The following is a 21,976-nucleotide window of genomic DNA, read 5'->3' as shown; positions in this document are numbered from 1 at the left end:
TAGGGCAGGAACCATGGAGCGTAATGTCACGCTGGATTTTATTCGTGGCGTCGCCATTCTTGGTATCCTACTTCTCAATATTAGCGCCTTTGGCTTGCCAAAGGCGGCATATCTCAATCCTGCGTGGTATGGCGACATCACCTTATCCGATGCCTGGACCTGGGCGCTGCTCGATCTCTTTGCGCAGGTAAAATTCCTCACGCTGTTTGCGCTGCTGTTCGGTGCCGGTCTGCAAATGCTGCTCCCACGCGGTAAACGCTGGATCCAGTCACGGCTTACGCTGCTGGTGCTATTGGGTTTTATTCACGGTTTACTCTTCTGGGATGGCGATATCCTGCTGGCATATGGCTTGATCGGCCTGATTTGCTGGCGGCTGATCCGGGATGCGCCGTCGGTAAAAAGCTTATTTAACACTGGTGTGCTGCTGTATCTGGTGGGCGTTGGCGTACTGCTGCTGTTGGGTGTGATCTCCGGGAGCGAAACCAGCCGCGCCTGGACGCCGGATGCTTCAGCGTTGCTGTATGAAAAATACTGGAAAGTGAACGGCGGAATGGAAGCAATCAGCAATCGCGTGGATATGATGTCCAATAGCTTGCTGGCGTTGGGTGCTCAGTACGGCTGGCAACTGGCGGGGATGATGCTGCTCGGCGCGGCATTAATGCGCAGCGGTTGGCTAAAAGGGCAGTACAGTTTGCAGCACTATCGACGTACCGGCGTGCTGCTGGTCATCGTTGGGATGGCGATAAACCTGCCTGCTATCATCGCTCAGTGGAATCTGGACTGGGGCTACCGCTGGTGTGCTTTCCTGTTACAAGCCCCGCGAGAGCTGGGAGCGCCGATGCAGACCATTGGTTACGCCGCGCTGATGTACGGTTTCTGGCCGCAGCTTAGCCGTTTAAAATGGGTCATTGCCGTCGCCTGTGTGGGACGCATGGCGTTAACCAACTATCTGTTACAAACCTTAATCTGTACCACGCTGTTCTATCAATTCGGCTTATTTATGAAATTCGACCGGCTGGAGCTGCTGTATTTCGTCATCCCGGTCTGGGTCATTAACTTACTTTTCTCCGTGATATGGCTACGTTATTACCGCCAGGGCCCGGTGGAATGGCTGTGGCGTCAATTAACCATGCGTGCTGCAGGGACATCATTACCGCGAACATCCAGATAACGATCTGGATCACATTCATTAACAAAATGGATGTAAGCGCTTTCATTCCTGTGACATCACTCACGCAGTCCGTTTCATTGTGCTGACAAAATACCCAGCCTGGGGTGTCTGCGGGCAGCCGCAATCTAAAACAGGGCAGTGAATATGGTAACCATTCGTGATGTGGCACGGCAGTCTGGCGTTTCTGTAGCGACCGTTTCCCGCGTACTGAACAACAGTGCGCTGGTGAGTCCCGATACGCGTGAAGCGGTAATGAAAGCAGTCACTCAGCTTGGCTATCGACCTAATGCCAACGCACAAGCGCTGGCGACGCAGGTAAGCGATACGATTGGTGTTGTCGTCATGGATGTATCAGATGCGTTTTTTGGCGCGCTGGTAAAAGCCGTGGATATGGTTGCCCAGCAGCATCAGAAGTATGTCCTGATTGGCAACAGCTACCATGAGGCGGAAAAAGAACGTCATGCCATTGAGGTGTTGATTCGCCAACGCTGTAACGCATTGATTGTACACTCTAAAGCACTGAGCGATCGGGAACTGGCCGAGTTTATGGATCAAATCCCCGGCATGGTGCTGATCAATCGCCTGGTACCGGGTTACGCCCACCGTTGCGTCTGCCTGGATAACATCAGCGGCGCTAAAATGGCGACCCGTATGTTGCTGAATAATGGTCATCAACGCATCGGTTATCTGGCATCAAGCCATCGCATTGAAGATGACACCATGCGCAAAGAAGGGTGGTTAACTGCTCTGAAAGAGCAGGGGATTGTTGCGGCAGAAAGCTGGGTCGGCACCGGTTCGCCCGATATGCAGGGCGGAGAGTCTGCGATGGTGGAATTGCTGGGGCGCAATTTACAACTGACAGCGGTCTTCGCTTATAACGACAATATGGCAGCTGGCGCACTGACCGCGCTAAAAGATAACGGTATCGCTATTCCATTACACCTTTCAATCATTGGCTTCGATGATATTCCCATCGCGCGTTACACCGATCCGCAGCTAACCACCGTGCGCTATCCCATTGCCTCTATGGCAAAAATGGCGACGGAACTTGCACTACAGGGCGCGGCTGGCACGTTGGATCCGCAGGCGACGCATTGCTTTATGCCGACGCTGGTACGTCGCCATTCAGTGGCGCTGCGGCAGAATGCGGCACCGATCACTAACTTATAACGCAGCGCGATGTAACCGCTTTCAATATGTGAGTAAATTCACAGTATATTAACAATGCGATAGCTATGATGACACTGTTTGTTGCGCTGTAACTACTATGTAACGGTGAATAATCACTTTCATCGAGGTATAGCTGCCTTAAACGATAATTAAAGCCTGTTTTGGGAGCGTTGCCAGACACGGAAGAAATATTTTTAAAAGTGAGCTTCGGCGTTCAGTAACACTTCAGTAACGTTCTGCCTGCCGAGTATTTATCTCAAGTACTACCCTGCATAATAAAACCGGAGATACCATGAATAAGAAGGTGTTGACCCTGTCTGCTGTAATGGCAAGCATGTTATTCGGCGCGGCTGCGCACGCTGCTGATACCCGTATTGGTGTGACTATCTATAAGTATGACGATAACTTTATGTCAGTGGTACGTAAGGCTATTGAAAAAGATGCCAAAGCGGCGCCAGATGTACAACTGCTGATGAACGACTCGCAGAACGACCAGTCCAAACAAAACGATCAGATCGACGTGCTGCTGGCAAAAGGCGTTAAAGCACTGGCGATTAACCTGGTTGACCCGGCAGCTGCAGGCACGGTCATTGAAAAAGCACGCGGACAGAACGTACCGATCGTGTTCTTCAACAAAGAACCTTCTCGCAAGGCGCTGGACAGCTATGACAAAGCGTATTACGTCGGTACTGACTCTAAAGAGTCCGGTATTATTCAGGGTGATTTGATTGCCAAACACTGGGCAGCTAACCCGAACTGGGACCTGAACAAAGACGGCAAAATTCAGTTTGTTCTGCTGAAAGGCGAACCGGGACACCCGGATGCTGAAGCACGTACTACTTACGTGATTAAAGAGCTGAACGACAAAGGCATTAAAACTGAGCAACTGCAGTTAGATACTGCAATGTGGGATACCGCTCAGGCGAAAGATAAGATGGATGCGTGGATGTCCGGTCCGAACGCGAACAAAATCGAAGTCGTTATCGCCAACAACGATGCGATGGCAATGGGCGCAGTTGAAGCGCTGAAGGCACACAATAAAACCAGCGTACCGGTATTTGGCGTGGATGCCCTGCCTGAAGCACTGGCGCTGGTGAAATCTGGCGCTATGGCCGGTACCGTGCTGAACGATGCTAATAACCAGGCGAAAGCCACCTTTGATCTGGCGAAAAACCTGGCTGATGGCAAAGGTGCGGCAGATGGCACTAACTGGAAAATTGAGAACAAGATTGTTCGCGTTCCGTACGTAGGTGTCGATAAAGATAATCTGGCCGAGTTCACCAATAAGTAAATACTCCGTCTGTGGGCGCAATTTCATTGCGCCCTTAATAACGCACTCTGCAAGGCCAACAAGGTATAATTATGGTCAGCACACATACTCAGTCGTCAGGCGAATACTTGTTGGAAATGACCGGCATCAACAAGTCCTTCCCCGGCGTTAAGGCGCTTGATAATGTCAATTTAAAAGTCCGCCCGCATTCTATTCACGCCTTAATGGGGGAGAATGGCGCGGGGAAATCAACATTATTGAAATGTCTTTTCGGCATCTATCAAAAAGATTCCGGCAGTATTTTATTTCAGGGTAAAGAAATCGATTTTCATTCTGCTAAGGAAGCGCTTGAGAATGGTATTTCGATGGTACACCAGGAATTAAACCTGGTATTACAACGCTCTGTGATGGACAACATGTGGCTGGGACGCTATCCCACCAAAGGCATGTTTGTCGATCAGGAAAAAATGTACCGCGATACCAAAGCGATATTTGATGAACTGGATATTGATATCGATCCGCGTGCGCGCGTCGGCACATTATCCGTTTCACAAATGCAGATGATTGAAATTGCGAAGGCGTTCTCCTATGACGCCAAAATCGTCATCATGGATGAACCAACGTCATCGTTAACCGAGAAAGAAGTTAATCATCTGTTCACTATCATCCGTAAGCTGAAAGAGCGTGGATGCGGTATTGTTTATATTTCTCACAAAATGGAAGAAATCTTCCAGCTGTGTGATGAAATTACCGTACTACGCGACGGCCAGTGGATTGCGACCCAGCCGCTGGAAGGGCTGGATATGGATAAGATCATCGCCATGATGGTTGGGCGTTCACTGAACCAACGTTTTCCGGATAAAGAAAACAAACCTGGTGAAGTCATTCTGCAAGTGCGTAACCTGACCTCGCTGCGTCAGCCGTCGATTCGTGATATCTCGTTTGATTTACACAAAGGGGAAATTCTCGGGATTGCCGGTCTGGTGGGGGCAAAACGCACGGATATTGTTGAAACGCTTTTTGGTATTCGTGAGAAATCATCGGGTACGATTACGCTACACGGCAAAAAGATTAATAACCACAGTGCAAATGAAGCCATCAACCATGGTTTTGCGCTGGTCACGGAAGAGCGCCGCTCAACCGGTATTTATGCGTATCTGGACATTGGTTTTAACTCGTTAATTTCTAATATCCAAAATTACAAAAACAAAGTCGGTCTGTTGGATAATTCCCGCATGAAGAGTGACACCCAGTGGGTAATTGACTCCATGAGGGTGAAAACACCGGGCCATCGTACGCAAATCGGTTCACTTTCTGGCGGTAATCAGCAAAAGGTGGTTATTGGCCGTTGGTTATTAACGCAGCCAGAAATTCTGATGCTGGATGAACCGACGCGTGGAATCGATGTTGGTGCGAAATTTGAAATTTACCAGTTAATTGCCGAACTCGCGAAAAAGGATAAGGGGATTATTATTATTTCCTCTGAAATGCCGGAGCTGCTGGGTATTACCGATCGTATTCTGGTGATGAGCAATGGTCTCGTTGCCGGAATTGTTGACACTAAAACAACAACGCAAAACGAAATCCTCCGTCTTGCGTCTTTGCACCTTTAAGATTAGGGGCTCCTCATGAGTGCGTTAAATAAGAAAAGTTTTCTTACTTACCTGAAAGAAGGCGGAATTTACGTTGTTCTTTTGGTTTTGCTGGCGATTATTATTTTCCAGGATCCCACTTTCTTAAGCTTACTGAACCTGAGTAATATTCTCACGCAATCCTCGGTGCGTATTATTATCGCATTGGGTGTGGCTGGACTGATTGTTACCCAAGGGACCGACCTGTCGGCGGGGCGTCAGGTTGGCCTGGCGGCAGTGGTGGCAGCGACTTTGTTGCAGTCGATGGAGAATGCCAACAAGGTGTTCCCGGAAATGGCGACGATGCCGATCATTGTAGTGGTGCTGATTGTCTGCGTGATTGGTGCCATTATCGGTCTGGTGAACGGTATTATCATTGCTTACCTGAACGTGACGCCGTTTATTACCACCCTGGGTACGATGATTATCGTTTACGGGATCAACTCCCTGTACTACGACTTCGTCGGCGCATCGCCAATCTCTGGCTTTGACAGCGGATTTTCAACCTTTGCACAGGGCTTTATTGCACTGGGCAGTTTCCGACTCTCCTACATCACCTTCTACGCGCTGATTGCCGTGGCCTTTGTGTGGGTGCTGTGGAACAAGACCCGCTTCGGTAAAAACATTTTCGCCATCGGCGGAAACCCGGAAGCTGCGAAAGTGTCTGGGGTAAACGTTGCGCTGAACCTGTTGATTATCTATGCGTTGTCTGGCGTGTTCTATGCCTTCGGTGGTTTGTTGGAAGCCGGGCGTATCGGCTCGGCGACCAACAACCTCGGCTTTATGTATGAGCTGGATGCGATTGCGGCGTGCGTGGTTGGTGGCGTGTCATTCAGCGGCGGGGTAGGTACCGTGTTTGGCGTGGTGACCGGTGTGATTATCTTCACCGTCATCAACTACGGTCTGACCTATATCGGCGTAAACCCTTACTGGCAGTATATTATCAAGGGCGGCATTATCATCTTCGCGGTCGCGCTGGACTCACTGAAGTACGCGCGTAAGAAGTAATCGTACAACGTAAAAAGCCCGGTGCAGCGCAACCTGCACCGGGCTTTTTTATCTGCGTTACAACGTTAACGCATGTTCTTTCTCTCCGGGTTTAAATTTCACCTCGCCCAGATCAATACAGGCTACCGGGCAAACGTGACCGCACAATAAACATCCCACACATTTTTCCGTATTGCAGTGCGGTGTACGTGTTTCCTCATTCCATTCCATCGCCTGATGCCCGCCGTCATAGCAGGAGATGTAGCAACGACCACAGCCGACGCATTTATCAAGATGGATGTTCGGATAGACAATGTAGCTACGGTCAAGCTCCTCGGCGGGGATGATATTGGCATTGGCCAGACCCACCATCTCCTCCAGTGAGTCAAGCCCTTGATCGGCGAGGTAATGTGACAGCCCGCTGATCATGTCCTCCACAATCCGATATCCATACTGCATGATCCCGGTGGTCACCTGCAGCGTGGCAGCGCCTAACAGTAAAAACTCGGCGGCATCTTCCCAGGTCTCAATTCCTCCAATGCCGCTAATCGGAAAATCCCGCAGTTCAGGGTGCATGCGTAGTTGTTGGATAAATCTCAAAGCAATAGGTTTAACGGCCTTGCCGGAGTAGCCGGAAATACTGGATTTACCGTTGACGACCGGCATCCCGATTTTCCTGTTCAGGTCGATATTAGTGATGGATTTAACCGTATTGATGGTCGCGATGCCGTCGGCTCCTCCGCGTTTTGCCGCCAGCGCCACCTCACACATATCACCAATATTTGGTGTCATTTTAGCCAGCATTGGCAGGGGCGAACCGCGTTTAACCGCCCGACAGTATTTTTCAACCAACTCAGGGCTTTGTCCTACATCGCTGCCCATAGCATGCGAGGTCATTTGCGGGCAGGAGAAGTTACACTCGATCATATCTGCACCCGCTTCTTCAACCAGGCGGGCCAGTTCCTGCCATTGCTGCTCATTTTCCCCCATGATCGACGCAATCAGGACCTTATCCGGGTAGTCTTGTTTCAGTCGCCGAATAGCAGCCAGATTCTCCTCCAGCGGATGCTCGGCAATTTGCTCCATGTTTTTGAAGCCAATAAAGCCGGTATCTTCTTTGCTGAGATGGTCAAAGCGCGGGGAGACTTCATTCGCAATAAAGAACCCGATCGTTTTAAAAACAATGCCGCCCCAACCGCTATCATAGGCTTTGGCGCACATTTCATAGCAGTTGCCCACCGGAGAGGAAGAGAGGCAGAACGGGTTGGGAAATTTGACGCCGCAAAAGGTAATAGAAAGATCTTTCGTTAACATGAGCAAGCTCCCTCTAAATAGTGATGAATGGCCTGAGCGGCTTCTTTTCCGGTTTTCACGGCGTAAACGACCGTTTTATCGCCTTCAACAATATCGCCCGCAGCAAACAGAACCGGATCGGCGGTTTGGTAGTTTTGCGTATTGATAAGATTGCGTTGTGGCTTTAACGTGGCGAAATTATCAAGCTGAGCGTGTTGACCGACGGCAAGAATAATGTGCTCGGCTTCTAGTGTGAGTTCGCCTGGCAGGCGTACGTGCTTAAAGGTAACTTGATTTCCGCTTACCGCCACGGGCGTGAAACCGTCAATAATCGACACGCCTAATGCCTGGGTGCTGCTGAATTCTTTATCGCTGGCCGGAAAATCAGCCAGTTCTTCACGCGCGACACAAGTGACTGACGGGCAGCCCAGCAGTTTCAACGTACTGGCGACATCCATCGCCACGTCGCCACCGCCGATGATCAATACACTTTTGGCGACGGTAATATCGCCGCTGGCTTGTCGGGCGCGTTGCAGAAAATCGACGGCAATTTCAACGTGATTCGCTTGCTCAAAAAGAGGCAATGTTGAGCCGTAAGACATACCTGGGGTAACCAGTACGGCGCGATATTCTGCTTTGAGTTGCTCAACGGAAAGGGCATTGCCGACTTCACAATTGCACTTGATGGTCACGCCCATTTCAACGATACTGGCAATTTCATGATCCAAAACCGAATGCGGCAAACGAAACTCTGGGATGCCATAGCGCAACCAGCCGCCTGGCTGAGCCTGTTTTTCGAAGATGGTTACGTCATAACCAAGATTGCTCAGCGTTACGCTGGCCTGTAATCCTGCCGGACCTGCACCGATAATGGCGACCTTGCCCAGCGTTTTTGTTGCTGGCTGATATATTTTCATCGCGGTCTGCTGTTCAAAATCGGTTATAAAGCGCTGCAGACGCGCAATATCAATAGGTTTATCAATTCCTGAACGCGTACACCCGCGCTGGCATAATTTTTCGGTTGGGCAAACTCGAGCGCACACCGCACCGAGCGCATTATTTTCGCGGATAGTTTCGGCTGCGCCTTTAAAATTACGGAAATAAATGGAGCGAATAAATTTCCCCGGGTCGGTTTGCGCCGGGCAATCCTGACTACAGGGGGCATCGTGACATAATAAACAGCGGGAAGCCTCTTTTATTGCTAATAATGGGGTAAAAGCAGGCGTGAGCTCATCCAGATAATTTTGTTGTGGCATATTTTCTTCCTTAATGCTTGAGTAAATTAAGGCAAACCGTTAATAACAAAATATAAAAAGTGAAAGGCTATTCTTAAGGCTAAGCACTGCAGGAAGAGTATTCTGTGAAAGGATTCACAAATAGAAGATAGTTTGAGGGAAATGCTGACGGGCAGCATTAATCCCTTATCTTGAAATGGTAACTATTATCAAAATATTAGCTATTCTCAAACGCTAATATAAAGGCAAATGCGTTATCGATAAAAAACTAAGTAAATAACCATACCGAAGGATAAGCACCCGCATCCAGCATAAACCAGTACGTAAGACCAAAATTGCAGTGGCTCTTGATTGCGATAAGCGAAAACCGGTTCACGCGCATTCTTTTTAATTTTATCTACGGCTCCCGAGCGCCAGCCTTTCCAGGCTTCACGAAAACAAAACACGGGAATGAGCAGAAAGGCCAACACGACGAAAAGGGTTTGTACATCCATGCTTATTTTCCTTGTTTCTTTTGTAATTCGAGCAGTTGTTCAGGCGTGACTGCCGGATATCCCTGTGCATCGTCCGGTACCTGATGCATGGTAGGGATAGGGACCAGTGGGCCTAAAAAGCGGGGTTCACGTTTAAAAATGTAGAGATCGGCAAGTGCGCCAAAACGGGCGCCAAATTCACGTACCCGCACGGTGAGCATATCTTTTGGCGAAGGTACGGCGTAGCACTGGGCCTGGATACCCATATGGAGCGCAATAAACAAGGCACGCTCACAGTGGAATCGCTGGGTAATAATGATGAAATCGTTGGTATCGAACACCTTACGGGTACGCACGATGGAGTCGAGCGTTCGGAACCCGGCGTAATCAAGCACGATGTCAGCGGGATCGACGCCTGCGGCAATCAGATCTTTACGCATCGTCATGGGTTCGTTGTAGCTTTGCTGCGCGTTGTCGCCGCTTAACAGCAGATAGTTTACCTTCCCGCTGTTATAGGCGTTCAATGCGCCCTGAATGCGGTAGCGGTAATACTGATTGATGACGCCGGTGCGGTAATACTTCGCCGTGCCCAGAACCACACCTACCTGGCGGTAGGGTAAATCCTGCAGTTCGTCGTAAATGTAGGGAGCAGTCTTCCAGCTCATCCACCGATCGAGTCCAAGCACAGTCAAAAGCAGCAAGCCTAGCAGGACTAACAGGCTGTAAAACACGCGCTTTAACATGCAGAAAACTCGTTATTTGGATGGAATTTCAATCAGGCTACTTTACCCGAAGACGTAGCGCAAGAAACAGCAATCTGATTGAGGGGATTTTAGTCACTGTTGCCCGATGGCGTTACGCCATCGGGCAACACGACTTAGTCGAGTAGCACGCGCTCTATATTGTCGCAGCCCAGTGCTTTCAGCGTGGCAGATGTCGCATCCCACTGAATTAACGGCGCATCGGCTTTTTCAGCCAGCACGGCGCGTTGGATATCTGGATAATCATAACCGTTCAGATTCAACAGGTTCAACGCGCCTTGCAGTGGTGGCAGGGTTGGGTTAAAAGCAGCATTTTCAGCATAGCTGCCGCTAAAAATACGACCATCTTTACACTCCAGCGCCACGCCGCTTGGGGATTTGCTGTACGGCATATGACATCTGTTGGCAGCGGTGATTGCTGCCTGGGTCAACGCATCGCCCTGCAGTGCGAAGCCGTGATCCTGATCGTCCATCAGCAGCGTTTTAATCTCCAGATCTTTCGGGCCGAAGGCATCTGGCAGGTAATCGCGCAGCACATGTGGCGCACGTCCCGGCAGATGAATACGTAAATCCAGTCCGCTGTTTAGTTCGTTCATAAACTGGCGACAGTGGCCGCACGGCGTGTAGTTGACGGTGATGGCGGCGAGCCCTTTTTCACCGCGCAGCCAGGCGTGGCTGATAGCGCTTTGCTCGGCATGAACAGTTTGCTGCATGGTCGCGCCCAGGAACTCCATGTTCCCACCGAAGTACCAGTTGCCGCTGATGCCGCGAGAAATAGCCCCAACGTTGAAATTGGACAGTGGAGTACGCGCGCAGGCCGCAGCCAGCGGCAGCAGAGCGAATGCCAGCGCGTCTTCGTCCAGTCCCGATTCGCGTTTCAGCAAAGAGACCTGCTCAGCAGTCAGCATGGCGGGGAAATGCGAATCCGCCAGAACAGGGGCCAGGGCTGATTGCAAGTTATCCGCGAGTTGGGCAAAAGCAGTTTGAAAACGTGGATGCATGGCGATGCCTCATAACAATGTAATGGAATCGTAGTTTACGGGCCCGTTATGGCTTTATATGTGATCCAAATCCCATTGTGTATGCAACTTATGAAACTTAAATGAAAAATGTGCAACGCATCGCAAATAAATAGCTAAAAAATGAAGGTTAACCCACCACCGCCAGAATAATCGGGAACAGGAATGGGGCAACCAACGAGGTGATAATGCCGCAAATAACCAGTGCCAGAGAGCTAAACGCGCCTTCCTGGTAGTCCAGTTCTGCACAGCGTGCGGTACCCAGGGCGTGCGACGCGGTGCCCATTGCCAGCCCCCGAGCGGCCTTGGTGCGAATACGCATCGCATTAAGCAACGTATGACCAAATACTGCCCCGAGGATACCGACAAAAATAACGCATACGGCGCTGATAGCCGGAATGCCGCCAATACTGCCTCCCACGGCCATAGCGATAGGCGTGGTGACCGATTTTGGCATGATAGACGCGGCAATTTGCGGTGATGCGCCCATCAACAAAGCGATTGTTGTACCTGTTACCATCGCCACAACGCTCCCGGCAAAACAGATAGCAATGATTGATTTCCAGCGGGCGCGAATTTGGTGCAACTGTTCGTATAACGGATAGGCCAGCGCGACCACCGCAGGTTGCAGTAAATCGTTCAGTACTTCGCTGCCTTTGAAATAGTGATCGTAGGGAATGCCGGTCAGCAGCAGAATGGGAATAATCACCACCATGGCAACCAGCAGCGGGTTCAATAGCGGCATTTTAAATCGTGCAGCCAGCTTACGTGCGCCAAAAAATACCGCCAGCGTAAGAGGTAACGACCACCAGATATACGACATCATTCTTTTGACCCTTTTTGCCCAACGATTTTGCGTTCACCGTGCACAATGTGCGAGCTCCAACTCACCACCAGGAAAACGACCAGCGTACTGATGGTACAGGACACCACTACCGGACCAAATTGTGCGCGGAGCAGGTCAAAGTACTGCATGATCCCCACGCCAATCGGGACAAACAGCAGGGCCATATAACGAATCAGCACGTAGCAGCCAGGGTTAACCCATTTTGCCGGTAACACCTGCAAAGCCAGTAAGACAAACAGAATCAGCATGCCGATAATGCTGCCCGGAATGGTGATAGGAAGTAGCGACGCAAGAAAAATACCTGCGTAGAGGCAGGCATAAATCAGGACGAATGCGCGCAAATATTGCCAGATAACGTTCAGTGCTTTGCTCATAGTTGAAACCCTTGACGAGACTGATTCATCATACAATTAAACTTAAAAACGTGCTACCGATCACATCATGAATTCTAAGCATAGAGGAAATAGATATCTGGAACATCGGGCGATGGCCCTAACTCTCCGCGCTAAGCCTGTGCCAGATAATACAAAAAACGATTCAGGGCGGTAGTAGGTGTTTCGTTGTTGCGCCAGAATACGCCGACGCTGCCTTTTTGTTCAATCTTCGGCAGATTCAGAATAGCCAACTGCCCCTGGGCGGCATACCGTTGTGCCAGACGCAAAGAAAGAATAGAGATCATATCGCTACTTTGCAGCAGGTTGGTACTGACGTTGATCGACGCCGATTCAATGATGTTTTCCGGCAACATGACGCCGTTATCAACCAGCGCGTTATCAATGCTTATCCGGATAGGGGTTCCTGTTGGCCAGACAATCCAGCGCCAGTTCGCCAGATCGTGCCAGGTGAGCAAGGGATATTTTGCCAAGGGATGATCGGGACGGGCGACGAAACAGACCGGCTCGGTATAGAGCACCTGGTAATTGAGCGGCAACTGAAGCGCCCGGCCACCGACGCGACCGACGACGACATCCACCGAACCCGCGAGCAGATCGTGCAGCAGCGGGGTCATCACTTTCTCTTCGATATTAAGGTTCAGGGTTGGCAACTCTTTGAGCAAACCCAGTATTGCCAGTGAAACGCAGTCGGTCGCTACGGGTGAGCAGCCAATCTTCAGACTTCCCACCAGGCCGCCTTGCTTAAAACGGGCGATTTCATATTGCGAACGTTCCATATCATTGAGCAGGCGTTGGGCATGCTGCAGTAACAGCTTGCCGCCTTCGGAAGGACGCAAGCCTTTGCTGTGACGTTCAAAGAGGGTGATGCCAATCTCTTCTTCGAGCTGTGATAACCATTTTGACAACGCTGGCTGGGTGATATTCATCATCCGTGCGACGTGAGTCAGATTTCCCTGTTCGCCCAGCGCGATAAGCGTTTGCAGGTGTTGCAACTTAAGTTTCTGCGCCCAATTTGCCATTTGCTATAACCTCCAGGTTATGCCTCTGCATGAAAAGCCATTGTACATTTCATCTCCAAACATACAAAGTCGCAACATACCTAAAACAAAACAGACATCTACTCTACCTGCACTGAGGCATTCACTATGACTCATCAACGTGATCTACAAGCACTGATCGATTCCGCTCCCGTCGGTAAGACCCAGTGGCGCGTTATCATTTGCTGTTTTCTGGTCGTCATGCTCGACGGATTTGATACCGCAGCTATTGGCTTTATCGCTCCCGACATTCGTACTCACTGGCAGCTGACTGCCGGCGATCTGGCGCCGTTGTTTGGCGCAGGCCTGTTGGGGCTAACCGCTGGCGCATTGCTCTGCGGCCCATTGTCTGACCGTTTTGGCCGTAAACGGGTGATTGAACTCTGCGTGGCGCTGTTCGGCGCCCTGAGCCTGATTTCGGCTTTTTCTCCCGATCTACAAACGCTGGTTATTTTGCGATTTCTTACCGGGTTAGGTTTGGGCGGCGCGATGCCAAATACCATCACCATGACGTCAGAGTACCTGCCAGCGCGGCGGCGTGGCGCGCTGGTGACCATGATGTTTTGTGGATTTACCCTGGGGTCGGCGATGGGTGGAATTGTGAGCGCGCAACTGGTGCCGGTTATTGGCTGGCACGGCATTCTGGTGCTGGGAGGCGTTCTACCACTCATGCTGTTTGTGGCTCTGCTGTTTGCGCTACCGGAATCCCCGCGCTGGCAGGTTCGTCGCCAACTGCCGCAAAACGTGATTGCCAGAACCGTTAGCGCCATCACCCGGGAACGTTATGACACTACCCATTTTTATCTCAACGAGGGCACCGCGATTGCTAAAGGAAGCATTCGCCAGCTGTTCGTCGGGCGACAGCTGCCCATTACCCTGATGCTATGGGTAGTGTTCTTTATGAGCTTGCTGATTATTTATCTGCTCTCCAGTTGGATGCCAACGCTGTTAAACCATCGTGGAATTGATCTGCAGCATGCCTCATGGGTAACTGCCGCCTTCCAGATTGGAGGAACGCTGGGGGCGCTGGCGCTGGGCATGCTGATGGATAAATACAATCCTTTCCGCGTGCTGGCCGTGAGTTATGCACTGGGCGCAGTGTGCATCGTCATGATTGGCCTGAGCGAGAACGGTCTGTGGTTGATGGCTCTGGCTATTTTTGGCACCGGCATTGGTATCAGCGGTTCTCAGGTTGGTCTAAATGCGTTAACCGCCACGCTATATCCGACACAAAGCCGGGCGACGGGCGTCAGCTGGTCTAATGCGGTGGGGCGCTGCGGCGCGATTGTCGGCTCGCTTTCTGGCGGCGTGATGATGGCGATGAATTTCTCATTCGATAACCTGTTTTTCATTATTTCCGTCCCGGCGGCCATCAGCGCGGTGATGCTTACGCTGCTGACGGTTGTTATCCGCCAGTCGGCCTCTGCCTCAAATACTCTGCCTCGCGCAGGTGTTGTGAATGAATAAGGAGAATCCCTATGTCTGAACTGAATCAGGATGTTAAGAACAGCCGTCAGCAGTTTTACCAGCATATTTCCGGGCAGAATCTGACCCCTCTGTGGGAGTCGCTGCACCGCCTGGTGCCGCCAACACCGAACGCACATTGCGCGCCTGCGTACTGGAAATATCAGGAGATCCGCCCTCTGCTGTTAGAAAGTGGCGATCTGATTGGCGCGAAAGAGGCGATTCGCCGCGTGCTGGTGCTGGAAAACCCAATGTTGCGCGGACAGTCTTCAATCACTCCAACGCTGTACGCAGGATTGCAGTTAATTATGCCGGGCGAGGTTGCGCCGAGTCACCGCCACAACCAGTCTGCACTGCGCTTTATTGTCGAAGGGAAAGGGGCATTTACCGCCGTGGATGGCGAGCGCACCCAGATGCATGAAGGCGATTTTATTCTGACGCCGCAGTGGCGCTGGCACGATCACGGCAACCCGGGCAGTGAACCGGTGGTGTGGCTGGACGGTCTGGATTTGCCGCTGGTGAACCTGCTGGGCTGCGGCTTTGCGGAAGACTACCCGGAAGATCAGCAGCCGGTCACGCGCCAGGAAGGGGATTACTTACCGCGCTACGCGGCCAATATGTTGCCGCTGCGTCATCAGAAGGGTAACTCATCGCCGATTTTTAACTATCGCTACGATCGCAGCCGTGAAGCGCTACATGACCTGACCCGTATGGGCGACGCCGATGAGTGGGACGGTTACAAGATGCGTTACGTCAACCCGGTAACCGGCGGTTATCCCATGCCTTCGATGGGAACCTTCCTGCAACTGTTGCCGCAGGGCTTTTCCTCACGAATGGCGCGTACCACTGACAGCACTATCTATCACGTGGTGGAAGGAAGTGGGCAGGTCACCATCGGTAACGAGACCTTCAACTTTTCGCCAAAAGATATTTTTGTGGTGCCGACCTGGCACGGCGTGTCGTTCCAGACCCACGAAGATACCGTCTTATTCAGTTTTTCGGACAGACCGGTTCAGGAAGCGCTGGGGCTGTTCCGCGAAGCACGCTATTAATTTGGGAGAAAGAAAATGACGCAATATGTATTCGAACCACAAGCGCCTGTTACCGTTCCGGTGGTTGGCAGCGATGAACAATTTCCCGTGCGCCGCGTTTACTGTGTGGGCCGTAACTATGCCGCTCATGCGCGTGAAATGGGCTTTGATCCGGATCGCGAACCCCCGTTCTTCTTCTGTAAACCTGCTGATGCAGTAGTCCCGGTGGCAGCTGGTCAGATCCTTGAACTGCCGTACCCATCGCAGACCGATAACTATCACTATGAGATAGAGCTGGTGGTGGCGATTGGTAAAAAGGGCAGCGATATTCCGCTGGAAAAAGCGCATGAATATATCTGGGGCTATGCCACCGGTCTGGATATGACCCGCCGTGACCGGCAGATGGAGATGCGTCAGATGGGGCGTCCGTGGGAAATCGGCAAAGCGTTTGATCTCTCCGCGCCCATCGCGCCGTTGCATAAAGCCAGCGAAAGTGTGGATGTTAACCATGCGCCAATCTGGTTGCAGGTCAACGGCGACGATCACCAGCGTAGCGATATTCGCCACCTCATCTGGTCTGTGAATGAAACCATCAGCTATCTGTCAGGCTTTTTCGAACTGCAGCCAGGCGATCTGATCTACACCGGTACACCCGAAGGCGTAGGGGCGGTAGTGAAAGGGGATGTGATTACCGGAAACGTAGACGGTTTAACCCCCATCGCCGTGAAGATTGTCTGAGGTGGATAATGAAGCTGTACAGTTTCTTTAATAGCTCCGCGTCATATCGTGTACGCATTGCGCTGGCGCTGAAGGGGCTCGATTACCAGACGGTGGGCGTCAATATTCGCATTGGTCAGCAGAACGAACTGGCCTACCGGCGGATGAACCCGTTGGGGCTGGTGCCTACGCTGGTCATCGATGATGGCGAATCACTCGGGCAGTCTCTGGCGATAACCGACTGGCTGGATGGCCACTTTCCACAGTCGCCGCTGCTGCCTGCTGACTTCCCGACGCGCAGTAAGGTGCTGGAAATTGTTTATGCCATCGCCTGTGATATCCATCCCGTAAATAACATGCGGGTACTGCGCTACCTGAGCGAAGAGTTAAAAGTCAGTGAAGAAGATAAAAAACGCTGGTATGCGCACTGGATCCAGCAAGGGTTAAGCGCGGTGGAACAAATGCTGCGCCAGAGTCACTCGGGGACGTTTTGCGTGGGGGACGCACCGACGCTGGCAGATTGTTGTCTGATCCCGCAGTGGGCAAATGCGTTGCGGATGGGTTGCGATCTGAGCGGATATCCGCGCTGTCAGGAGGTATATGATGCCTGTACCCAGCTTCCGGCGTTTATCGCCGCCGCGCCCGAGAATCAACAAGACAAAATTCCAGCCTGATAAGGAGAACGACAATGGCTAAAGTGACACGCGCAATTATCGTGGGTGGCGGGATTGGCGGCGCGGCGACCGCGCTATCGCTGGCCCGTCAGGGCATTAAAGTGATGTTGCTGGAGAAAGCGCACGAAATTGGTGAAATTGGCGCGGGTATTCAGCTCGGGCCGAATGCATTCTCTGCTCTGGACAGCCTTGGCGTGGGGGAAGTTGCCCGTCAACGCGCCGTTTTTACCGACCACATCACGATGATGGATGCGGTAAATGCGAAAGAGGTAGTACGGATTGAAACCGGGCAGGCGTTCCGCGATCACTTTGGCGGTCCTTATGCGGTTATCCATCGGGTTGATATTCACGCCAGCGTCTGGGAAGCGGCGCTGGTTCATCCCAACGTTGAGTATCGCACGTCAACTAACGTGGTGGATATACGCCAGTCAGAAGATGACGTGACGGTCTTTGACGAGCACGGCAACAGCTGGACGGCGGATATTCTGGTGGGCTGTGACGGTGTAAAATCGGTTGTTCGTCAGTCTCTGATTGGCGATGCTCCACGGGTTACCGGGCACGTGGTCTATCGCGCCGTGATTGATTGCGATGATATGCCGGAAGATTTGCGCATTAACGCGCCGGTATTGTGGGCCGGACCGCATTGTCATCTGGTGCACTATCCACTGCGCGGCGGCAAACAGTACAACCTGGTGGTGACCTTCCACAGTCGTCAGCAGGAGGAGTGGGGGGTGAAGGATGGTAGCAAAGAGGAAGTGCTCTCCTATTTTGCGGGTATTCATCCACGCCCCCGTCAGATGCTGGATAAACCGACGTCATGGCGGCGCTGGTCAACCGCCGATCGTGAGCCGGTAGAGAAATGGGGAACCGACCGCATCACGCTGGTGGGAGAGGCCGCGCACCCGGTGGCGCAATATATGGCGCAAGGAGCCTGTATGGCGCTGGAAGATGCTGTCACGCTAGGTAAAGCGTTACAGCAGTGTGACGGCGATGCGGCTGATGCCTTTGCGCTGTATGAGTCGGTGCGTATTCCGCGTACCGCACGCATCGTCTGGTCAACGCGAGAAATGGGACGCGTCTACCATGCCGCAGGTGTCGAGCGTCAGGTGCGTAATCTGTTGTGGAAAGACAAATCGCAGGCGGAATTTTATCGCGGTATGGAATGGTTATACGGCTGGAAAGAAGATAACTGCCTGCTGCCACGCTGAGCCTCTTTAATCTCCCGAACGGAGGCGCTACCATAGCGCCTCTTTTTTTGCGGGTGACGATATGCGTGTTTTACTGGCGCCGATGGAAGGCGTGCTCGATTCACTGGTGCGCGAGCTGCTGACTGAAGTGAATGATTACGATCTGTGCATCACCGAGTTTGTGCGCGTGGTGGATCAGCTCCTGCCGGCAAAAGTATTTCATCGACTCTGCCCGGAACTGCATAACAACAGCCGGACGCCATCCGGCACGTTGGTTCGCATTCAGCTGTTAGGACAGTATCCACAGTGGCTGGCGGAGAATGCCGCGCGCGCGGTAGAACTGGGATCGTACGGTGTCGATCTGAACTGTGGTTGTCCGTCGAAGCTGGTGAACGGCAGCGGCGGTGGCGCAACGTTACTGAAAGATCCTGAGCTTATCTACCGGGGCGCAAAAGCTATGCGCGAGGCGGTCCCGGCTCATCTCCCGGTGACGGTGAAAGTGCGTCTGGGCTGGGATAACAGCGATCGGCAGTTTGAAATTGCCGATGCCGTGCAGCAGGCTGGCGCCAGCGAACTGGCGGTGCATGGTCGAACCAAGGAACAGGGCTATAAGGCAGAACATATTAACTGGCAGGCGATTGGCGAGATTCGCCAGCGACTGACTATTCCGGTTATCGCGAATGGCGAAATCTGGGACTGGCAGAGCGCCCAGGATTGTATGGCCATCAGCGGATGCGATGCGGTGATGATCGGACGTGGCGCATTAAATATTCCAAACCTGAGCCGCGTGGTGAAATACAACGAGCCGCGTATGCCGTGGCCTGATGTCGTGACGCTGTTGCAAAAATATACCCGTCTTGAAAAGCAGGGGGACACCGGGCTGTATCATGTAGCGCGGATTAAGCAGTGGTTAGGATATCTGCGAAAAGAATATTCAGAGGCAACCGCGCTGTTTCAGGAAATTCGTGCGTTAAACAATTCGCCGGATATCGCGCGTGCGATTCAGGCTATTACCCTTTGAACACAGCTGATGCGCCAGACCGGATTAAATGCTAATGCCTTATCCGGACTGGCTGATAGGCAGCAATATCAAAAAATCATCTTAAACACGCCTGTTACCACCAACAGTCCAATCAGAAAAATAATCAGAATAACCCACAGCAGAATTTTCATTAACTTTCCTTTTTTTGGTAAGTTCAGATTGAGTATAGGAAAGTATTAATCATTCTGCCTGGAGGCGCTGTTATGCTGGTTTACGTGCGCTGAGCAGAAACACCATCGGCCGCTCTTTTTCTTCATCTAACGCTGGGTTTTCAGCAATCTGTTGCGCGGAAGGTCCCCACTCATCGACACAAACGATGTCGAATCCGGCCCCAATCAGCGCATTAATCCAGGTCGCCAGCTTACGATGCTGTTTTTTGACGCCCTCAGCAAACCAGTTACTGATGCGCTCACCTTCCTGCTGATAATGATTAATCGGCCAGGAGAGTTGCCCGGTTTTATCTTTGATCCAGCCCTGGTTAAGCGGTGCGGTATAAATTGGATGCTCAGCAGAGAAAACCAACATGCCTCCCGGTGTTAATGACTGGTAAATGGTTACGAATAATCGTTCTATATCGTGCAAATAGTGCAGGGCAAGCGAGCTATAAACCAGATCAAAGGAATTTGGGGGCAAGGTAAGCGTTTCGAGATCTTCACGCTGATAAACGATGCCATTACCCTGCGTCATACTGTGCGCCTGAGTTAACATTTTTTGTGAAATATCCAGTCCCACTACACTGGCAGCCTGATTATCGCGTGCGTAGCGGCAAAACCAGCCATATCCACAGCCCAAATCAAGAATGTTTTTGCCTTGAAGAGAGGGGAGCATCGCTTGTATTGTCGGCCATTCTGGCGCGCCGTCGAGCCCCTTTACTGAACGATCCAGCGTGGCATATCCGGCAAAGAACTCAGGATCGTCATAGATATTCTGTGACATAAAATCTCCATCCATTAATTATTAAAACTATTTAACCTATATTATTCGCGAGGTGTATATTTTTCTGATTTTATATTTTTATTGCCAAAGATGTATTGCCACGCGTAACTAAAAAAGCAAAAGCGACAAGTCGTAATCTCTGCACATCTTTTCTTACCTGTATATCTCCATGAATCGTAATTCTGTGTTTATCACCACGGCATTGTTGCCGCTTTTTGTTCTGATGGCAGGCTGTGCGCCTATGCATGATGACCGCCAGTCTCTGTCACAGCAGACCCCTGCTGCGAATGTCGATACCACATTGCCTGCCGCGTTAAAAAATGGCTGGCCGGACAGCCAGTGGTGGAGGGCATATCACGACCCACAACTTAATGCGTTGATTGACAGCACGTTGCGAAATTCTCCTGATATGCAGGTAGCGGAACAGCGCATTCAACTGGCGGAGGCGCAGGCTAAGGCTGTGGAAGCACAGGATGGCCCGGAGATCGACTTCTCCGCAGACGTTGAGCGTCAGAGAATGTCAGCTGAGGGGCTGATGGGACCGTTTGCCATTACCGATCCGGCCGCCGGAACAACAGGACCGTGGTACACCAATGGAACCCTTGGTTTAACCGCTGGCTGGAATCTGGATCTGTGGGGTAAAAATCGGGCTGAAGTGACGGCGCGTATTGGGGCCGTTAAGGCACGTGAGGCTGAGCGCGAGCAAACCCGGCAGCTGCTGGCGAGCGGTGTCTCCCGCCTTTACTGGGAATGGCAGACGCAGGCGGCGCTGAAAACCGTACTGACGCAAATCGAAAACGAGCAGCAAAATGTGATAACCGTCGATCGTCAGCTGTATCAAAACGGTCTAACTTCTTCAGTGGAAGGCGTTGAAACTGATATTGATTCCAGCAAAACAGAGCAGCAGTTGAATGATGTCAGCGGTAAAATGAAGGTGATTGAAGCACGGCTGAGCGCGCTGACCAATGCCCAGTCCACTGCCCTGAAGCTCCATTCGACCCCACTGCCCGCGGTCGAAAGCCAGCTCCCGTCACAATTGGGTTACTCGCTACTGGCCCGCCGCCCGGATTTACAGGCGGCGCACTGGTACATTGAATCATCGCTGAGCAGCATTGATGCGGCGAAAGCGGCTTTTTATCCCGATGTGAATCTGATGGCATTTTTACAACAGGATGCGTTACATCTGAGTGACCTGTTCCGCCATTCCGCGCAGCAAATGGGCGTAACCGCCGGGCTGACTCTGCCTATCTTTGACAGCGGCAGGCTGAACGCAAATCTCGATATTACGAAAGCGCAAAGCAACCTGACGGTGGCGAATTACAACAAAGCGGTGGTGGATGCGGTGAATGACGTGGCACGTGCCGCATCGCAGGTAGAAACATTAGCGCAGAAAAATCAGCATCAGCAGCAGATTGCACATGACGCTCAGCGCGTAGTGGGGCTGGCTCAGGCACGCTTTAATGCGGGTATTATTGCGGGCTCCAGGGTCAGCGAGGCAAAGATCCCGGCATTACGTGAGCAGTGCAACGGTCTGCTTTTGCAAGGGCAATGGTTGGATGCCTCAATTCAGTTGACCAGTGCGCTGGGCGGCGGTTATCACGCGTCCTGATTAATCGGCCCGACGGTGTTCTGCTGT

General features: G+C 51.7%; 21 protein-coding genes. 12 read left to right on the top strand and 9 right to left on the bottom strand.

Annotated features, from left to right (window positions below):
* Positions 1-13 precede the first annotated feature (13 nt).
* From yeiB to mglC, 5 genes are all read left to right on the top strand, one after another.
* Positions 14-1,171: a DUF418 domain-containing protein YeiB gene (yeiB, locus tag WN16_RS19200; RefSeq protein WP_044702075.1), complete on the top strand. Its 1,158-nt coding sequence runs from the start codon at positions 14-16 to the stop codon at positions 1,169-1,171.
* A gap of 144 nt (positions 1,172-1,315) precedes the next feature.
* Complete coding sequence (gene galS, locus WN16_RS19195) at positions 1,316-2,341, top strand: HTH-type transcriptional regulator GalS (RefSeq protein WP_003027402.1); 1,026 nt, start codon at positions 1,316-1,318, stop codon at positions 2,339-2,341.
* A 292-nt stretch (positions 2,342-2,633) separates the two neighbouring features.
* The gene (gene mglB, locus WN16_RS19190; protein WP_003027399.1) at positions 2,634-3,632 is read left to right on the top strand and encodes a galactose/glucose ABC transporter substrate-binding protein MglB; all 999 of its coding nucleotides are present in this window, start codon (positions 2,634-2,636) and stop codon (positions 3,630-3,632) included.
* A gap of 71 nt (positions 3,633-3,703) precedes the next feature.
* Positions 3,704-5,224, top strand: a complete 1,521-nt coding sequence (mglA, locus tag WN16_RS19185; RefSeq protein ID WP_003027396.1) for a galactose/methyl galactoside ABC transporter ATP-binding protein MglA — start codon at positions 3,704-3,706, stop codon at positions 5,222-5,224.
* A 15-nt stretch (positions 5,225-5,239) separates the two neighbouring features.
* Positions 5,240-6,250 (top strand): galactose/methyl galactoside ABC transporter permease MglC, encoded by a 1,011-nt coding sequence (mglC, locus tag WN16_RS19180; protein ID WP_003027393.1) that lies wholly within the window; start codon positions 5,240-5,242, stop codon positions 6,248-6,250.
* A 57-nt stretch (positions 6,251-6,307) separates the two neighbouring features.
* Here mglC and preA read toward each other — a convergent pair whose 3' ends face one another.
* From preA to WN16_RS19140, 8 genes are all read right to left on the bottom strand, one after another.
* Positions 6,308-7,543, bottom strand: coding sequence for an NAD-dependent dihydropyrimidine dehydrogenase subunit PreA (gene preA / locus WN16_RS19175; protein WP_003845190.1), 1,236 nt, complete (start codon positions 7,541-7,543; stop codon positions 6,308-6,310).
* A complete protein-coding gene (locus WN16_RS19170; protein WP_044702078.1) occupies positions 7,537-8,778 on the bottom strand; it encodes an NAD(P)-dependent oxidoreductase in 1,242 nt (413 codons plus the stop codon). The genes preA and WN16_RS19170 overlap by 7 nt, the downstream gene beginning before the upstream one ends.
* A gap of 233 nt (positions 8,779-9,011) precedes the next feature.
* On the bottom strand, positions 9,012-9,251 hold the full coding sequence (locus WN16_RS19165; RefSeq protein WP_003027385.1) for a DUF2542 family protein: 240 nt from the start codon (positions 9,249-9,251) through the stop codon (positions 9,012-9,014).
* Positions 9,252-9,253: 2 nt separating this feature from the next.
* Positions 9,254-9,973, bottom strand: a complete 720-nt coding sequence (gene sanA, locus WN16_RS19160) for an outer membrane permeability protein SanA (protein WP_003027383.1) — start codon at positions 9,971-9,973, stop codon at positions 9,254-9,256.
* Between the two features lie 134 nt (positions 9,974-10,107).
* Positions 10,108-10,992 carry a cytidine deaminase gene (gene cdd / locus WN16_RS19155; RefSeq protein ID WP_044702082.1) on the bottom strand — a complete coding sequence of 295 codons (885 nt, stop codon included), beginning with the start codon at positions 10,990-10,992 and terminating at the stop codon, positions 10,108-10,110.
* 148 nt (positions 10,993-11,140) lie between these two features.
* On the bottom strand, positions 11,141-11,836 hold the full coding sequence (locus WN16_RS19150) for a CidB/LrgB family autolysis modulator (RefSeq protein WP_003027380.1): 696 nt from the start codon (positions 11,834-11,836) through the stop codon (positions 11,141-11,143).
* Positions 11,833-12,231, bottom strand: coding sequence for a CidA/LrgA family protein (locus tag WN16_RS19145; RefSeq protein ID WP_003027379.1), 399 nt, complete (start codon positions 12,229-12,231; stop codon positions 11,833-11,835). Before WN16_RS19145 ends, WN16_RS19150 begins: the two co-directional genes overlap by 4 nt.
* Before the next feature lie 131 nt (positions 12,232-12,362).
* Complete coding sequence (locus WN16_RS19140; RefSeq protein WP_044702084.1) at positions 12,363-13,271, bottom strand: LysR substrate-binding domain-containing protein; 909 nt, start codon at positions 13,269-13,271, stop codon at positions 12,363-12,365.
* Positions 13,272-13,397: 126 nt separating this feature from the next.
* On the opposite strand from WN16_RS19140, the gene WN16_RS19135 reads away from it, so the two are divergent.
* From WN16_RS19135 to dusC, 6 genes are all read left to right on the top strand, one after another.
* Positions 13,398-14,756: an aromatic acid/H+ symport family MFS transporter gene (locus WN16_RS19135; protein ID WP_044702085.1), complete on the top strand. Its 1,359-nt coding sequence runs from the start codon at positions 13,398-13,400 to the stop codon at positions 14,754-14,756.
* 11 nt (positions 14,757-14,767) lie between these two features.
* Complete coding sequence (gtdA, locus tag WN16_RS19130; RefSeq protein WP_044702088.1) at positions 14,768-15,805, top strand: gentisate 1,2-dioxygenase; 1,038 nt, start codon at positions 14,768-14,770, stop codon at positions 15,803-15,805.
* 15 nt (positions 15,806-15,820) lie between these two features.
* Positions 15,821-16,522, top strand: coding sequence for a fumarylacetoacetate hydrolase family protein (locus WN16_RS19125; protein WP_003840128.1), 702 nt, complete (start codon positions 15,821-15,823; stop codon positions 16,520-16,522).
* 8 nt (positions 16,523-16,530) lie between these two features.
* Complete coding sequence (gene maiA / locus WN16_RS19120; protein ID WP_044702090.1) at positions 16,531-17,175, top strand: maleylacetoacetate isomerase; 645 nt, start codon at positions 16,531-16,533, stop codon at positions 17,173-17,175.
* A gap of 14 nt (positions 17,176-17,189) precedes the next feature.
* Positions 17,190-18,383 carry a 3-hydroxybenzoate 6-monooxygenase gene (locus tag WN16_RS19115; protein WP_103790825.1) on the top strand — a complete coding sequence of 398 codons (1,194 nt, stop codon included), beginning with the start codon at positions 17,190-17,192 and terminating at the stop codon, positions 18,381-18,383.
* 61 nt (positions 18,384-18,444) lie between these two features.
* A complete protein-coding gene (dusC, locus tag WN16_RS19110) occupies positions 18,445-19,383 on the top strand; it encodes a tRNA dihydrouridine(16) synthase DusC (RefSeq protein ID WP_016150649.1) in 939 nt (312 codons plus the stop codon).
* Positions 19,384-19,605: 222 nt separating this feature from the next.
* On the opposite strand, the gene WN16_RS19100 is transcribed toward dusC, so the two are convergent.
* Positions 19,606-20,340 (bottom strand): class I SAM-dependent methyltransferase, encoded by a 735-nt coding sequence (locus WN16_RS19100; protein ID WP_016150648.1) that lies wholly within the window; start codon positions 20,338-20,340, stop codon positions 19,606-19,608.
* A gap of 169 nt (positions 20,341-20,509) precedes the next feature.
* Here WN16_RS19100 and mdtQ point away from each other — a divergent pair, with 169 nt between their 5' ends.
* Positions 20,510-21,949, top strand: coding sequence for a multidrug resistance outer membrane protein MdtQ (gene mdtQ / locus WN16_RS19095; protein WP_044702094.1), 1,440 nt, complete (start codon positions 20,510-20,512; stop codon positions 21,947-21,949).
* Positions 21,950-21,976: the final 27 nt, after the last annotated feature.

The organism is Citrobacter sp. ABFQG (assembly GCF_004322975.1).
GTDB lineage: Bacteria > Pseudomonadota > Gammaproteobacteria > Enterobacterales > Enterobacteriaceae > Citrobacter > Citrobacter freundii.
The sequence above is the reverse complement of the archived record's forward strand: the minus strand, read 5'-3'. Positions and strand labels throughout refer to the sequence as shown.

What these genes read in the sequence shown, in the direction of transcription:
- WN16_RS19115 (WP_103790825.1), top strand. Translation starts at nt 17,190, where the DNA reads ATGGCTAAAGTGACACGCGCAATTATCGTGGGTGGCGGGATTGGCGGC.
- WN16_RS19100 (WP_016150648.1), bottom strand. Translation starts at nt 20,340, where the DNA reads ATGTCACAGAATATCTATGACGATCCTGAGTTCTTTGCCGGATATGCC.
- dusC (WP_016150649.1), top strand. Translation starts at nt 18,445, where the DNA reads ATGCGTGTTTTACTGGCGCCGATGGAAGGCGTGCTCGATTCACTGGTG.
- preA (WP_003845190.1), bottom strand. Translation starts at nt 7,543, where the DNA reads ATGTTAACGAAAGATCTTTCTATTACCTTTTGCGGCGTCAAATTTCCC.
- mglA (WP_003027396.1), top strand. Translation starts at nt 3,704, where the DNA reads ATGGTCAGCACACATACTCAGTCGTCAGGCGAATACTTGTTGGAAATG.
- WN16_RS19125 (WP_003840128.1), top strand. Translation starts at nt 15,821, where the DNA reads ATGACGCAATATGTATTCGAACCACAAGCGCCTGTTACCGTTCCGGTG.
- WN16_RS19145 (WP_003027379.1), bottom strand. Translation starts at nt 12,231, where the DNA reads ATGAGCAAAGCACTGAACGTTATCTGGCAATATTTGCGCGCATTCGTC.
- gtdA (WP_044702088.1), top strand. Translation starts at nt 14,768, where the DNA reads ATGTCTGAACTGAATCAGGATGTTAAGAACAGCCGTCAGCAGTTTTAC.
- mglB (WP_003027399.1), top strand. Translation starts at nt 2,634, where the DNA reads ATGAATAAGAAGGTGTTGACCCTGTCTGCTGTAATGGCAAGCATGTTA.
- maiA (WP_044702090.1), top strand. Translation starts at nt 16,531, where the DNA reads ATGAAGCTGTACAGTTTCTTTAATAGCTCCGCGTCATATCGTGTACGC.
- WN16_RS19150 (WP_003027380.1), bottom strand. Translation starts at nt 11,836, where the DNA reads ATGATGTCGTATATCTGGTGGTCGTTACCTCTTACGCTGGCGGTATTT.
- galS (WP_003027402.1), top strand. Translation starts at nt 1,316, where the DNA reads ATGGTAACCATTCGTGATGTGGCACGGCAGTCTGGCGTTTCTGTAGCG.
- WN16_RS19135 (WP_044702085.1), top strand. Translation starts at nt 13,398, where the DNA reads ATGACTCATCAACGTGATCTACAAGCACTGATCGATTCCGCTCCCGTC.
- cdd (WP_044702082.1), bottom strand. Translation starts at nt 10,992, where the DNA reads ATGCATCCACGTTTTCAAACTGCTTTTGCCCAACTCGCGGATAACTTG.
- yeiB (WP_044702075.1), top strand. Translation starts at nt 14, where the DNA reads ATGGAGCGTAATGTCACGCTGGATTTTATTCGTGGCGTCGCCATTCTT.
- mdtQ (WP_044702094.1), top strand. Translation starts at nt 20,510, where the DNA reads ATGAATCGTAATTCTGTGTTTATCACCACGGCATTGTTGCCGCTTTTT.
- mglC (WP_003027393.1), top strand. Translation starts at nt 5,240, where the DNA reads ATGAGTGCGTTAAATAAGAAAAGTTTTCTTACTTACCTGAAAGAAGGC.
- sanA (WP_003027383.1), bottom strand. Translation starts at nt 9,973, where the DNA reads ATGTTAAAGCGCGTGTTTTACAGCCTGTTAGTCCTGCTAGGCTTGCTG.
- WN16_RS19165 (WP_003027385.1), bottom strand. Translation starts at nt 9,251, where the DNA reads ATGGATGTACAAACCCTTTTCGTCGTGTTGGCCTTTCTGCTCATTCCC.
- WN16_RS19170 (WP_044702078.1), bottom strand. Translation starts at nt 8,778, where the DNA reads ATGCCACAACAAAATTATCTGGATGAGCTCACGCCTGCTTTTACCCCA.
- WN16_RS19140 (WP_044702084.1), bottom strand. Translation starts at nt 13,271, where the DNA reads ATGGCAAATTGGGCGCAGAAACTTAAGTTGCAACACCTGCAAACGCTT.